The 13,153-nt window shown below is 47.2% G+C and carries 13 protein-coding genes; 6 read left to right on the forward strand and 7 right to left on the reverse strand.

Annotated elements, in window-relative coordinates; translation table 11 throughout:
- The 3 genes from ACR9YC_RS02105 to ACR9YC_RS02115 all read right to left on the reverse strand — a co-directional run bounded on the left by ACR9YC_RS02105 (position 1) and on the right by ACR9YC_RS02115 (position 2,501).
- Positions 1-327 (reverse strand): hypothetical protein, encoded by a 327-nt coding sequence (locus tag ACR9YC_RS02105; RefSeq protein ID WP_438729233.1) that lies wholly within the window; start codon positions 325-327, stop codon positions 1-3.
- Positions 327-1,934, reverse strand: a complete 1,608-nt coding sequence (locus tag ACR9YC_RS02110; RefSeq protein WP_438729235.1) for a type IV secretory system conjugative DNA transfer family protein — start codon at positions 1,932-1,934, stop codon at positions 327-329. Before ACR9YC_RS02110 ends, ACR9YC_RS02105 begins: the two co-directional genes overlap by 1 nt.
- 261 nt (positions 1,935-2,195) lie before the next feature.
- Positions 2,196-2,501, reverse strand: coding sequence for a hypothetical protein (locus ACR9YC_RS02115; protein WP_438729237.1), 306 nt, complete (start codon positions 2,499-2,501; stop codon positions 2,196-2,198).
- Between the two features lie 75 nt (positions 2,502-2,576).
- Between ACR9YC_RS02115 and ACR9YC_RS02120 the strand changes: the two genes are divergently transcribed.
- The 3 genes from ACR9YC_RS02120 (at position 2,577) to ACR9YC_RS02130 (ending at position 4,882) form a co-directional block, all read left to right on the forward strand.
- Positions 2,577-3,638, forward strand: a complete 1,062-nt coding sequence (locus tag ACR9YC_RS02120; RefSeq protein WP_438729239.1) for a hypothetical protein — start codon at positions 2,577-2,579, stop codon at positions 3,636-3,638.
- An 8-nt stretch (positions 3,639-3,646) separates the two neighbouring features.
- Entirely contained in the window at positions 3,647-4,006 is a 360-nt protein-coding gene (locus ACR9YC_RS02125; protein WP_438729241.1) for a hypothetical protein, read from the forward strand.
- A 102-nt stretch (positions 4,007-4,108) separates the two neighbouring features.
- Positions 4,109-4,882 (forward strand): hypothetical protein, encoded by a 774-nt coding sequence (locus ACR9YC_RS02130; RefSeq protein ID WP_438729243.1) that lies wholly within the window; start codon positions 4,109-4,111, stop codon positions 4,880-4,882.
- On the opposite strand, the gene ACR9YC_RS02135 is transcribed toward ACR9YC_RS02130, so the two are convergent.
- Complete coding sequence (locus ACR9YC_RS02135; RefSeq protein WP_438729245.1) at positions 4,879-5,370, reverse strand: hypothetical protein; 492 nt, start codon at positions 5,368-5,370, stop codon at positions 4,879-4,881. The two genes, ACR9YC_RS02130 and ACR9YC_RS02135, sit on opposite strands and share 4 nt — an antisense overlap.
- 197 nt (positions 5,371-5,567) lie before the next feature.
- Here ACR9YC_RS02135 and ACR9YC_RS02140 point away from each other — a divergent pair, with 197 nt between their 5' ends.
- Positions 5,568-6,167: a tyrosine-type recombinase/integrase gene (locus tag ACR9YC_RS02140; RefSeq protein WP_438729247.1), complete on the forward strand. Its 600-nt coding sequence runs from the start codon at positions 5,568-5,570 to the stop codon at positions 6,165-6,167.
- Positions 6,168-6,384: 217 nt separating this feature from the next.
- On the opposite strand, the gene ACR9YC_RS02145 is transcribed toward ACR9YC_RS02140, so the two are convergent.
- Positions 6,385-8,313, reverse strand: a complete 1,929-nt coding sequence (locus tag ACR9YC_RS02145; RefSeq protein WP_438729249.1) for an ATP-dependent helicase — start codon at positions 8,311-8,313, stop codon at positions 6,385-6,387.
- Between the two features lie 315 nt (positions 8,314-8,628).
- Here ACR9YC_RS02145 and ACR9YC_RS02150 point away from each other — a divergent pair, with 315 nt between their 5' ends.
- The gene (locus ACR9YC_RS02150) at positions 8,629-10,539 is read left to right on the forward strand and encodes a YfaP family protein (RefSeq protein WP_438729251.1); all 1,911 of its coding nucleotides are present in this window, start codon (positions 8,629-8,631) and stop codon (positions 10,537-10,539) included.
- A 266-nt stretch (positions 10,540-10,805) separates the two neighbouring features.
- A complete protein-coding gene (locus tag ACR9YC_RS02155) occupies positions 10,806-12,449 on the forward strand; it encodes a TIR domain-containing protein (protein ID WP_438729253.1) in 1,644 nt (547 codons plus the stop codon).
- 61 nt (positions 12,450-12,510) lie between these two features.
- Here ACR9YC_RS02155 and ACR9YC_RS02160 read toward each other — a convergent pair whose 3' ends face one another.
- The gene (locus tag ACR9YC_RS02160; protein ID WP_438729255.1) at positions 12,511-12,876 is read right to left on the reverse strand and encodes a helix-turn-helix transcriptional regulator; all 366 of its coding nucleotides are present in this window, start codon (positions 12,874-12,876) and stop codon (positions 12,511-12,513) included.
- A 9-nt stretch (positions 12,877-12,885) separates the two neighbouring features.
- The gene (locus ACR9YC_RS02165) at positions 12,886-13,074 is read right to left on the reverse strand and encodes a type II toxin-antitoxin system RelE family toxin (protein WP_438729257.1); all 189 of its coding nucleotides are present in this window, start codon (positions 13,072-13,074) and stop codon (positions 12,886-12,888) included.
- Positions 13,075-13,153 lie beyond the last annotated feature (79 nt).

Consider the following 13,153-nt stretch of genomic DNA (forward strand, 5'->3'; position numbering starts at 1 on the left):
CTATCTACTATGTTTAAAATCATCACGGGCATCGCCCCTGCGGCGATTGAGCCAGGATTCGAGAAAATGGATTCTGCGTTCGCGTTCAGACTCAACCTTGCGGTCCACTGTCGTTCGCACTGCTCCATTGGCTTTTGTTTCGCGCTTGATCGTTTGCCGCACGCGCTTGGTTTTAAGAACTTCCACTTCCTTGCGCGACGCGGGGGTTTGATGAATGCGGCGGTCACGCAGGAAAGCTTCGCGGCGTGCGTCTATCGAATGGCTGCGGTCATTCGCACTCTCAAAGTCTTTATCGAGGTCCGGCTTCTTGGATGGAGTGTCAGCCATTAGCCTTTCTCCACATAAGACCATGTGCCGCTCTCATATTGGGGATAGTGCGCATATCGGGATGGAACAGGCCCGGTTCTGACATCCAGCCATTTATGCCCGAACAGGGTTTTAACCCGCACATTGTCCGCTGGTGGGTGGTAGGGGTTGGGATGATAGGTTCCCGCCATCCAGCGCTGCTCATAATAGGGTTTGCGGTCGGCAAGGATGCAATGCGCCAGACCATCAGCCTTAATAATCATTTTATCGTCAGGCAGACCCAGCACCTCTGCCGGGTCCATAAGCGCCCTTTTTTGTTTGCTGCGGTGCTGCGCTGCATATTCATAATGGGCATATTGTTGCCCGGCGCTAATCGGGTCTCCCCCATTCATCATATCGCTAATGGCGCGTTCACGGGCCAGCATGGCCTGATGTTGACGCAGGTTATCATCATATTCGAGCGTTTGCGCACCTAGTATGTCGGAGACATGCTTGGCGGTATCGATATGCCGGATGCCGTAATAGCATTGCACAGCGGCACTGGACGGGATGATAATTTCGGCATCCTTGCCCGTGGCTTTCATCTGGGCAGGACTCTGGTAAATGGCCCAAGGCCTGATTCCGATTCCGGCCCCCAGCGTGTACATCTCTGTCAGCATTGGAAAAGCACCCAAAGCAGCCGCTTCATCAATAACCCATGTTTGTTGCGGTGCGCCGGGGGCTTTGGCCTTGTAGTGCCGTGCACAAATGAAGAAGGCTTTGATGACAGGTGCCCAGTATTGCAGATATTCAGCTGGGGCCATGATATAGAAATGATAGGGTTGGTTGCCGCACAAATCAGCAAGCGAAGCGGTGAAGGGTGGCGATAGGGCAGCGCGTAACATCGGATCGCTGAGACAGGCCAGCGCCTGTTTTGCCTCTGCCAATATACCCTGAAAGCCATTGCCTTGGGTTTCCCGGCTTTCAAACAGCCATTTTTCAAATTGAACGAGCCTGTGATTGCCTGACTGGTTCATGCAGAAGGCGAAATCGCCCCATTCTTCGCTATTGGCGGCAATCATATTGATGACATCATAGATACGCGGCAACGTGATGGAGCCTTCCAGCTCGACAATCGCCAAGACGGTTTCTTTTAAAAGTTCCTGTGCACCGACTTCAAAGAAGCGCCCGTTAGAGCTACCCGAAAGCGGTTTGATATTCTGCAGAAAGGCCGCCACGTCATTGTTGAGGTTTGGATTATCGCGGGTAAAATGATCGACCGGGCTAGTCCGGTGTTGAGGCAAGCCATGTAAAAATGCCGGGTTGAAGTAGATACAGAATTTACCGACTTCCGTTTGATCCTGCGAGATTGCTGCGATCTCGCCCTTGGGGTCAAATATCAAAGCCGATTGCAAATATATGCCCGTTGCCAGAGCATTATATGAAATCTGCGAAGTCAATTTATGTGACCTTGCCCCGGCACAGGTGAGAATCCCACCCATGCCATTCGCAAGCAGCTTTTTCCGGTTATGGAATCCGACGAGCAAACTATTGCTTCTGTGTTCAAAATATCCGGCCCGGTTGATAGAGTTGTAGCCAGAAAGTTGCGCACTGCCGAAACGGTAATATTCATTATCTTGCATATTCATTCTCCAGAGCACAGCCGGGCCGGTTCCGGGAACCGTGACCGGCCCGGCTGAACGGTTTTGGATTGTGTTGAATGAAATGAGGATTGGAGGCTCGCGCGCCGCCTCCAATATCGGCCTAGACTAGCCGGAGCATTTAGCCAGCAAGGCAAGGCCGATCAGGACCAAAATGATCCAGCCCCAAGGGTCGTCTGTCTTTTTCCAGACAGTACCTACAGGTTTGTATTTAGCCATTTTATCACCTCCTTTCTGAGTAATTGAGGGTCAATCGAAGCGCCTGCCAAAAATCATTCCTGACAGACGGGCGGAAAACAGGCGGAGCGTCAACGCGAGAGCCATTCGACACCCGCCAAAAGTGATCGCGGCGCTAAGCGCGGCCCAAGGCAGCCAGACCAGACCTGCCAGCGTAGGGCCATAGTTATCGTATGTGTAGGCTTCGGCGGCTGAGATTGTCGTGTGGAACGCCAGTGGGGCTGCAAAGAATGTCAGCAAGACAGCGCTTGCCGTGGCGATCATATCGCTGCCCTTATCAAAGGCATTGCGGCCTGAATTTCTCGTTCCTCTGGGCATAGGCAATACTCCTTGCTCCGAAAAGCGTGTGACTTTTTGATTTAACAAATATCGTGTTCCGGCTAAGACGAAACGATGTCTATCACCGGTGATAATGAAGACACATCCAAGAGTCCTGCCAACGTTGTTGGCATCGGGGCCAAACCTGTTGGCAGCACTGCAAATATTCCAGCGGATCGTTACCCTGTAGAATGGATGGATTTATGTCGCGAAATTCTTGTCGAATATCAACAAGCACTCGCTGATCAGTTCGGAGAAGAGATAACATTAGGGCAAGTCCGTGATCGGATCATGCGAGAGTTTGACATATACGAAGATAATAAGCGGATTGAGCGGGATGGTAGGCTCAGGCGACAGGACGTTGAACACTATATCAATAATTCGACATACCCGAATCCGCACAAATTCAAGTTTATCGACAAGTTCATCCGAGAAGAAACCTTAAAAGAGAATTCATTGATAGGTCAGTCCCGGATCAAACTAATTATCATGAATGAGAAAACACAATTAGAATCCTTCAAAAAAGGATACTTTCCAAAACGCCAGAGACAAACCGAGGCGTTGCATGACTGCGTTGAAATATACACAGAAAAGCTATTCGTTCTTGATAGTCAGCACATCAAAGAAGGCAGCGATAGCTTCGCCCTATATGTTAAGAACCGCGAGCATGGTCTGTTTAGGGTGGTAGCTTTCAACTACACCACAGATATTACCACGCCGTATGAGCTAATATCAAAAAGTGTTATTTATCACGGTTGCTTTGTTCCAATGCTCCAAACCAATTCAGACTTACTAGGAAATGCAGTTGTCGGAATGTGTCATCTGTCACATGGACGAGTCAATGCCAGTAGCGACATCAACAACCTGATTTCTTCGGTTACGAAAATCAGATTAGCGAACATGAGATGTGATCAAGGAACTGGTCGAGTAGACTGTATGACTGTGCGTAGTTTAAGTGATACAAAGTTTGATATCAGATGGGGGTTTGCCATTGATCATCGGCCCAATGGCTATTTGGTGAATTTGAATAAGGATCGCAATAGTGGTCAATCAAACCCCAATTTGTACCCTATGAATATTGAGCCACATCACATTGATTTATTGAACAATTTGCATAACGATTATATGCTATGGTAGTATTAAATGTGGAATCTGATGATGGAAGAAATTTTAGTAATCCAAATATTTTCTACGCTGCAATAAACAACGATGTCGGCGAACTTTCATCTGCCATAAACGAAGGGCAGTCGTTAGCTGATATCCAAGATGAACAAACACTATATACGCCGATACACGTTGCAAGCATTCACAACAGCCTAGCGTTCCTTCAAGCTGCCGAAAATCTCGAATATGACCCTTGGACTAGAGACAGTTTGCAGAGGTTGCCTATCGATCACGCAGCGGCTTTAGGCTTCAAAGACATTCAGAAGCTACTCTTGGAAAAAATGTATCCTCCCGGATGGGATAAGGATACGGTTGTCCCTTTTGATAAATTAGAACGGTAAATTACTCTCCACGCTCAGATAACTTTTCGTTAACCATTTTTTCACTGTTATCATGGGACAATATTAAGGTAAAAAGCCTGATATACGGGCATGCGGGGGAGAATGGCGGGAAGCGGAAAATCAGCAGAATCTTATTATACAGCGGCGCAAAAAGTGCCGACTTCCTTCCTGAGTGATATCTTTGCTAATCCCGATACAGAATTGACAATCTCGGCTGCGGCTGAAGCCCGGAATAATGAACAATTAGGCCAAGCCAGCGGCTCCGTTGACGGACGCATTGCTATTGGTGTTGCACAGGCCAACCGCCGCCGGGGTGAGCGGGACGAAAAGGCGAAAGCAAAAGCCCGGGCCAATGATAATGTGCTTGCTGCGATCCTTGATGATATCGCTCGGATGGAAAGCGACCTTGCAAATCAGTATGGAGCCAACTTCGCAGGCGATTTATTGGCTGACTTATGCGCCAAGGGTCTTATCGAAGATGATGAATATACTCGTATAATGGCGATTGAAGGTGATACCGAACGCAGACGGGCCATCGCGCTGCGGATTCAGGAAGGGTTGAATAACGGCACAATCAAGCCCGACGACCTCAAAGGTCATCCATGGGCGAAAGACTGGTTAAAGGAACATGGAAAAGCCACCGCTGAAATGACCCGACAGGCTGCCCGTCATGAACGCGGAGAGATTTCCGCCAGCGCGATCAACCGGGATGCGAAAGATGAAGTGAAATATTCCGTTGTTGAACGGACACCTGATCAACAAAGCGAAGCTGAGGTCGCAACTGTGCAAGCCGATCAATCAAAAGATACAGCGGCAGATGATGAAACCGCACTTACCAATAATGTTGATCTGTCGGCTATGTTTAAACCTCTCTAATTGCTCGATAAAAGTGCGCGTGCGGTTTTGGCTTCAGCTATTACGCCACGCAAAGTTTCAACATTTGTTGCTTCCAGTATATTAAGTGGGCCGTCCTTACTCCATGACAAGCCAGCGATCTTGAAGTTTATACCCGTTCCCTTTGGCCCATTATCATAGTGAACGAAACAACGCGCCTCTACGCCATTATGCTTGAGGGCATCTACAAGCTTATTACCCAAAGTATGAGCAGCATCCATAGTCAATGTGCGTCCCGGAAAAATCGAAATACCAACAGCACCGATATTCTTCTTTGAATAATCGTGTGCGCTAAAAGAAGCGTCTACCTGCCGCCCGGTTGATGTTCTAAACAATGGCGAGCAGCGTTCAGATGGCTGTGATGCGCCTTGCGATTGCCCGACTGCACCTCCTGAAATTGTCATCGTCAACATTGCGGCGAGTATCAGATGACTTGTCGCTGTGACCTTGATTTTGAAGCTGTTTTTCATTCGCCAACTTTGGCGAAGTGCAACAGTTATGAACAAAATGTTGCAGGTCTATTTCTTGTATTTCATTGACTTAAGAGTCTTTGCGGGTTCGTCTCATAGGGAATGAAATTCAGAAAATCCAGCATTCATGCGGATTACAGAACGCTTCGCCGCAACAGACTGTTCATGTTCGTTGCGGCCCAATGGAGGAAAAGAAAATGCCCTTAGATGAAATGACCGATTGGTCAGTTTTTAATGCACTGGGTCAGCGCAAATATTTATCCGAGCGCGAACGCAGAGCGGTATTAGAATATGCGGACACGCTCACTACTAAGAAACGGGTTCTGATTTATCTGCTACTCTATACGGGCTGCCGGATCAGCGAAGCGCTGAATTTTAGTAAGCTTCATCTGGACGCAGACCAGAACGTCGTTGTGTTGATGACGCTCAAACGCCGGAAACAGCATTTTCGCTGCTTGCCGATCCCTGAATTTCTCACTCAGATGTTACTGGAACTGGAATACGAAGAAGATGGAAGGTTTTGGACCATTCACCGCGTCACAGCGTGGCGATGGGTAAAGGACGCGATGGCAGCATGTCAGATACGCGGCCCCATGGCGACATGCAAGGGCTTGCGTCATGGCTTTGGCATCTGGGCAGCAACGCAATCTGTGCCGCAAAATATCATCCAGCGATGGATGGGCCATGCGCAGCCCGGCACTACGGCAATCTATCTCAATGTAGTGGGCAAAGAAGAAAGAAGGTTCGCAAGGCGCATGTGGGAACCGAAATATCCAGAGCTAAGACTGGCGGCGTAAGCAGAGCGCAGAGCATGGGACAGATGGTGCATGGCAGGTCAGATTGAGAGAGGGGATAGGGGAATGATCAGATTTTGGCTTGCGCAAGATGTGCGCTGTAATACAGCGCATCTTGTACTCCGGTGCTCCGCACCTCCGGCAAGGGAAACCCCTGCGCGGTTTTCCGTTGCATCCTTTCCGGGCTTTGGCGTCTTACGCCAACAGATAGCGTTACCAGCTATCCGGCTATTGGTTGAGGTGCCGCAGGCCCGAGCTCTTGGATGAACTGGCTGGCGTGAAGGAAGGCATCGCCATATTGTTGTTGAGCTGGGGTTATTCCGACTTGAAGAGCATCGGCAACCGGCATGTGCTGACAATAAGTCAGTACAAGTATTCCCGGTTTTCCATCTTGCGGAGAGGCTTTTACGCGAGTTATTCCAACATAAAACAGGCGTCGCTGCTCTTCGAAATAGCGAAGTTGCTCAGCAGGAGTCATATTCTCATCAGCTGGCCTCGGGAGCAGTCCTTGAACACAGCCTGCAATTATCGTTACTGGTGCGCTCAAACCCTTACTTTTGTGCAAACTCATAATTCGAACTTCTTCAACCTCGTCGGGAATATCTGGCTGTGATATCGAATTTGACAGTTCACGAACAAAGACTTGTCGATCCTCATCACCAAATTCTTCAAGAACCTCCAAAGCGAGAGCTCTAATATCTTGGCAACTTTCGTCCCCATCCGGAAACAGTTCATTAACGACTGCTCCCAGATCTAGTTTTGATTCCAAACCCTCCAGAATTTCGGCTATTTCCACAAATGATGTCATCAAACCACCAGTATAAGGGATATGTAAGTGCCCGGATTGCAATTCCAGCATGGTATCCCAAGGCGAGTTACCTGTATTCTCGCAGTGATTGCGGATACGGCGATAACCTGCTGCATTCCAACTATTGCCGTCGACGCCGACTAACCAACGCAACGCCACTCGGTCTTGTCGATTAACGAACAGTTTGAGCAGCGCAAAAGCTCTTTGAGCTTCTTCATGGTGTAATTCCGACTCCGCATAATAGGATTTTGTTGGAACATCGTTTTCTAATAGCGCTTCATATATAGGCGTACCAAATGCCCTGCTTTGAGTTAGCAACAAAATATCACCGGGTGGAGTGCCGTTATCAATCATCTCGGCTACCAGGCTTACTACTCCAGAAACCTCTCCAGCTATTGTTTGGTATTGAATGATTCTTACATCGCCCACACCATTTTCTGGCATTGGATTGAGAACCCGTGGAACCGGCCGTATAGTATTGCGTTGGATCAAGCTGTTTGCCATTTCAACAACAGTGGTTGGACAGCGGCGGCATTCATCAAGACTCAAATCAGCTATGTTTGGGTTGGTGCCTATCCAATCTTGAATTCCATTGGGATGTGCATGCTTAAAACTATATATCGATTGATCATCATCTCCAACAATGCACACATCAGCAGCATCAGACAAAAGCTCAACAACACTTTGCTCGGCCCGATTTAGGTCCTGATACTCATCCACGAGAATATGCGAATATTCAGATCGTTCCTGTGCGGCTGGATTGGAAGATAGATATTGATGAACGAAGGGAATAACTTCTCCGATCAACATACATTCGTGAAAACTCAGCCAGCTTAGCAAATCTGCTTGAAAGGCTATATCGGCGGCGTTTTGCGAGAATCCAGGTTCCTCATTCTGCAAACGAGCCCAAGCCGCTTCATAGGCCAGCCTCAATTTCTTAACTTTTTTCTTCCCTCCGTGTGCATCCTTCAGATCACATATGAGAGGTTCAAGTTCAAAATCATTTAGTGGACGAGGGATGCGATCTGTCGCATTCAAAACATGATTTCGCATCAACATTCGTAGTGCTAAACTATGTAGTGTTGTGCCTTGTAGTTGTTCGCAGCCCTGGACATTCATTCCCATCAGTTCTCGATGCAAGTCTTCAGCCGCAACGCGGGTGAAAGTTACAGGGAGAATTAAGGCGGGATCAATGCCGCTTTCCAACAAACGAGCTACTCTGCGTTTCATAGCAAAAGACTTTCCTGTGCCCGGGCCTGCCACCACGCGCACCCGGCTGTTGTCAGAAGCAGCAATCGCATAGGCTGACGTGTCCGGTTGTAATCCATCAAACCAAGGCATTGTCAAAAGTCTCCGTTTTAGTTGGGCTAAGTAGATTCGCTGTTAACTGAACTGCGCATTTGTGTGCTGTTTTTCTTAAAAAATCTACCGCTATCGAATAATTAGACATTTATCTAAATATACGACCCTATCTAAGGCAGTGAGAGAATAGTAGTTTCGGTATTATAATTCATCTATCTTACATGCTACCGGCTCGATATAATTTTAGTATGGCATTGCGGCTCCAATTTGAAGTCAATGGACTGAAATTATCAATACTCATTTGATCTTGGCATGATATCTACAGCTACTGAAATCACTACTCTGGAGTGTTAAATGGAAAAGCTTGGAACAATCAAAACCGCAAAAGAACTTTGGCCTGAACTTATTCAACGGGCGGGCCTGACGAGTGCCAAGGCTGGTTTAATGGGGCCTTATGATGAGGGCCTTATTACCTCATTAAGAGAACAACTCTTTCCAGAAAGTGACGAAGATTTTGCTGATTTAATCGATCATTCTGACCTAACCGCCGAAGCTTTGCTGCGTGCTTTTTTTTCTTGTCTAGAGCCCTTTGCTAGAATGAAACAGGATATCCTTGAATTACTTACAGATGCCGGTGCTCACGGTAGTGCGGATAAATTGCAAATTCGTTTTCATTTTGATGAAGATAGCTCTCCTCTAGATATGCTCCTTAGCAACTTTCGTTCTCAAATGGAGGTTTTTGCAGAAGCCTTAGCGCCAAGCTTGCCTCATGTTGAATATAAAAATCTTTGGGCGCTGGCTAAAGCCGGATTTGAAGATACCTCTCCTTTTGTTTCAAAAAGAGCCGAAGCGACGCGTCCAAGTGCAGTGCTAGCTTGGATCAAAAATTATAACCGAGGAGCTAGTTTTCAGCCTTTAGCTAAAGGCTGGGAAACAGGTGATGATGAATTGGATGCAAGGCTAAAACGAGTTGTAACACTCATGAACACTTTGTTAGGTCGCTTTTCGGTCTATGGAAATAATCATCAAGAATTGCAGGCGGCAGCCGGTAAACACAAAGAGGTGCAAAATGAAACGGGCTTTTCGGTCCAAGATCTTTGGATTATCGAAAGTGACTATTGGCCTGAAGCTGTTGCGAGATGGCTTTGTCAAGTCCACGCTGCTATAGCCGAATCAGATGAAGATAGACTCCTAAAAATTTGCAATAGAGTTGATGAAGTTCTGCCGGAATCTGGCGATTTCGTTGAGTCGTCCGTCAGGACTTTAGAGGATATTCTTGATCTTCCCATATGGAAACATCGCCATGAAGTTTATGCCGTTTGGCTTGGCGCGCAAATGTATCATGCGTTGCGCTCTGCGGGGTGGAATTTTCGTTTTCATCTCAACAACGGGCGCTTGGAGTTTGCCTTTAGAGGTGTTCATCTAGCGACGCTGTTGCGCGGTGAGAACGAGCCGGAGTTATTTTGGTGGACAGAACTGAGGACTCTCCATTCCGACTTGCCGAATAATCGCCGCAAAAATGGCATTCAGCCAGACTATCGTATTAGACGTGCGCCTTTGTCAGATAGAGACACAGATATACTAGTCGTGGAGGCAAAACAGCACCTTCGATCTAACAACAAAGAGTTTAGAGAGGCTATTGAAGACTATTCTTATGCCTGCCCCAATGCTGGCGTTCTTCTCGCAAATTATGGCCCCTGTAGTCCAAACCTCTTGCCAGCGATCACCGAAGCAGCAAGGAAAAAGTCAGCCGCCTATGGCGGCATGAATCCGAGTGAACCTGAAATCATCGATGGTTTTAGAAATGATCTTGGACAAGTAGTAGATCGTGCTCTTGAGGGTGAAGTAAGCGCAGTTTTTGAACGAAACCTCAAAATCACATTAACTTGGGGCGAAGAACCCGCCGATCTTGACCTGCATGTGTTCAATCATGATGGGAGACACGTTTATTACGCTGATAGAGATGATAAGGACGTTGAATTAGGAGACGATATCCAGTCAGGCTATGGTTCAGAAACTGCAACTTTGACTGGTGAAGGCTGTTATACAATCGCTGTTCATCAATACAGCGAGGACGGGACGTTCGAAACGTCCAATGCCGCAGTAGAGATAGCTCTTGGACATCTACATATGCGCTCAATAGAACGATTGACGGTTCCAAAGGGGATAGGCCATTGGTGGCACGTAGCGACGATTGATCTGTCTAAGTACCAAATTGTACCGCTTACGAAACGTTCCAGCGATCCGCCAACAGCTTTTGACTAAGGGTTTCACCCTCGCGCGCGCAAGGCATCCAAGCGTATCCACAGCAAAGCTGCGGAGCCTCGTTCGGAGCCTCCTTGACGCTTGCTACCCCATTTCCGATGCAGGCATGGGTTTTAAGGCGCGGCGCAAGCTAGCGCTTCAAACCCAACACTGAATTTACTGCGAAATAGCTGTCCAAAATAAAATCTCGACCAATAGTCTATTCTTGCTTTTCACTTATTTGGCATTAGCTTTCGCAATTCATCAAAATTAAAAGGGGTAAGAATTTGAAGCCCACCATCTTTATCGGCTCGACTAGCGAACATGAAGAAGTAGCCAGAGCACTAGAACTAAATTTGGAAGGGAAAGCCGAAGTTAATATTTGGGCGCACTCTTTTCGACCTGGCAGAACAGTTTTTGATGAACTGGTCAGTTTTTCTCAAACATACGATTTTGCAATCCTGATCACAACACCGTTGGATGCGGTTACGAGTAGGGATGTTGAACAACTAGCTCCTCGCGATAATGTTGTTTTTGAGCTTGGCTTGTTTTTGGGGGCGCTGGGGAGAGATAGGGTTTTTGCTGTCACAGAATTTAACAAGCCTTCCAAAATTATGTCAGATTATTCAGGTGTAACTTATCTGACGTATGATGGGCACAGATCAGATAACGACCTGACTAAAGCGCTTAGTCCTGTTTCTACACAGCTTATGATGCAAATAGGAAAAGTTGGAAAAAGAAATGATAACCCCCTTCCTTCTGTTAACGAGTTTTCCGGGGAATTGATTGGACTTGAAAGGATATATGATAGCTTTAACCTTGCCCGAGATGATATTTATTCTGACTTGAAGAGCACCAAGGGGCCAATCCGAATTTTCATACACATAGCCTCGCAAGACATAGGCATCAGTGGGTCTTTTTTCGATGTATTGGATGAAGTCGCCAAGAGCGGAAATGTGGATATGCGGGTTCTGCACGCGTCCATAAATTCACCTCTGTTTAGAAAAGAAAGACTCATCTCGATAGGAAAAGACTTTAGGAGGGTGATGCATTCGCTCGAATATGCAACGAATTCACTAAAATCGCTGGAGGAAGCAAAAAACTCATCACTGAGACGCAGGTCGCATGACTTCCCGTTTGTTTGGCGACTATATTTTGTTTTTGATCGGCTGTATTTGATGCCATATTTTAGCGATAAAGACGCCGTAAGGCATTCGCCCGTGCTGGTTTTTGGTCGTTCAAAGAACTCGCTTTATCATGTCTTTAAAGAATGGTTTGATCACGCTTGGACTACTTCGTCTCCTGAGAGAGTATCATTAGATGATGTAGTTTCGCCTGCCACACCAGCAGGCGCCGCCCTATTTCTTAAGTGGCAGGGCAAACATGTTTTTGGGATACCTAAACGCGATTTTGAAGCTAATCCCAACCGATTAAGGTTTTATGGTATTGGAGGGAAACGTAATTCCGGTAGCGAATCTTTCGAACAATGTGCAATTCGAGAAGCAAATGAAGAATTGTCGGGTGCTTTAGCAAGCCTTGAAAGTGCGGATTCTACCGATTTTGTGAGCTACGATGGAACCACGCGCCGGGTTTCTATATATAATTCAGAAACCGTTCCGGCTTTGATTATGGAGAAGGCTGATCATTCGGGACTTGGCTTGATGTCAGTTGACGCCGATAACTATATTCTGGTCGCATATAATGGTGTGCTGAGACAGGAGCCGAAGCCAAGTCGAGAGTTGGCGGCTGTAATCCTTGTGCCGGACGAATGCCTCAATCGGTTTCACGACGTACCTGTATTAACTCTTGCGGAAGTACTGAGTCTGGGCGGAGAAATTTCAGCACAAGACGGTATTAAAATAGAGGAGGAAACGTTGCTTGTGCCGCATGGAACGGCTACCTATGCAATTAGAAAGTTAGTCGGGGACTAACAATCTGAGCTGTTTGAGAGAGCCTTTGAGGCAACTAATCTAAAAGCATCTCTAACGCCTTTTAGATCAAATCATCTATATCGACATTGAGTGCATCGGCGATTGCCGAGAGTGTCTTGATGGAGCCTTCCTTGCGGCCCCGCTCTAACTCGCAGATCGTCGTTTTCGAGACGCCAACAGTATCGGCAAGAGCCTGCTGCGTCAGGCCGCGATATTCACGGAATACACGGATAGGGGATTCACCGCTCACCATGCGGCGGACCAGCTCCGCAGGGAGCAATTCTTCATCCAGACGCAGGGCTTGGTCGAGCGCTGCGATATCAAGCCGTTCTTCCATAGACTCCTTGAGCGCATTGAGTTCAGCAAGCAAGCCTTCAAACTCTCGCTTTGGTATCTTCACAAATCCGTTTTCGGTCACATAATCCATTGTCTTATCCTATTTATACACATCGCCGCGTGGCCCAACTCTGATAACGATCAATTCCATATCGACGGTATAGATCGCCCGGTAAGTGCCAATACGAAGTCTCAAATAGCCTTCACGTCCGGCAAGTGTTTTAATATCAAGCTCGGAAACATCTCCGGCTTCTATTTTGTCAAAAGCCGCAAAGAAGCGAAGGGCCATATTGCGAGGCATCTTACGCAAGGCTTTGGCGGCATTTTTCCTTATCTTCATAATCTATGTTAGCTTAAGGCTAACAAAA

The organism is Parasphingorhabdus sp. DH2-15 (assembly GCF_051668705.1).
In the GTDB taxonomy this organism is placed as follows: Bacteria; Pseudomonadota; Alphaproteobacteria; order Sphingomonadales; family Sphingomonadaceae; genus Alterisphingorhabdus.

Coding starts and splice junctions, on each gene's coding strand:
- ACR9YC_RS02105 (WP_438729233.1), bottom strand. CDS start 327: ATGGCTGACACTCCATCCAAGAAGCCGGACCTCGATAAAGACTTTGAG.
- ACR9YC_RS02110 (WP_438729235.1), bottom strand. CDS start 1,934: ATGAATATGCAAGATAATGAATATTACCGTTTCGGCAGTGCGCAACTT.
- ACR9YC_RS02115 (WP_438729237.1), bottom strand. CDS start 2,501: ATGCCCAGAGGAACGAGAAATTCAGGCCGCAATGCCTTTGATAAGGGC.
- ACR9YC_RS02120 (WP_438729239.1), top strand. CDS start 2,577: ATGTCTATCACCGGTGATAATGAAGACACATCCAAGAGTCCTGCCAAC.
- ACR9YC_RS02130 (WP_438729243.1), top strand. CDS start 4,109: ATGGCGGGAAGCGGAAAATCAGCAGAATCTTATTATACAGCGGCGCAA.
- ACR9YC_RS02135 (WP_438729245.1), bottom strand. CDS start 5,370: ATGAAAAACAGCTTCAAAATCAAGGTCACAGCGACAAGTCATCTGATA.
- ACR9YC_RS02140 (WP_438729247.1), top strand. CDS start 5,568: ATGCCCTTAGATGAAATGACCGATTGGTCAGTTTTTAATGCACTGGGT.
- ACR9YC_RS02145 (WP_438729249.1), bottom strand. CDS start 8,313: ATGCCTTGGTTTGATGGATTACAACCGGACACGTCAGCCTATGCGATT.
- ACR9YC_RS02150 (WP_438729251.1), top strand. CDS start 8,629: ATGGAAAAGCTTGGAACAATCAAAACCGCAAAAGAACTTTGGCCTGAA.
- ACR9YC_RS02160 (WP_438729255.1), bottom strand. CDS start 12,876: ATGGATTATGTGACCGAAAACGGATTTGTGAAGATACCAAAGCGAGAG.
- ACR9YC_RS02165 (WP_438729257.1), bottom strand. CDS start 13,074: ATGGCCCTTCGCTTCTTTGCGGCTTTTGACAAAATAGAAGCCGGAGAT.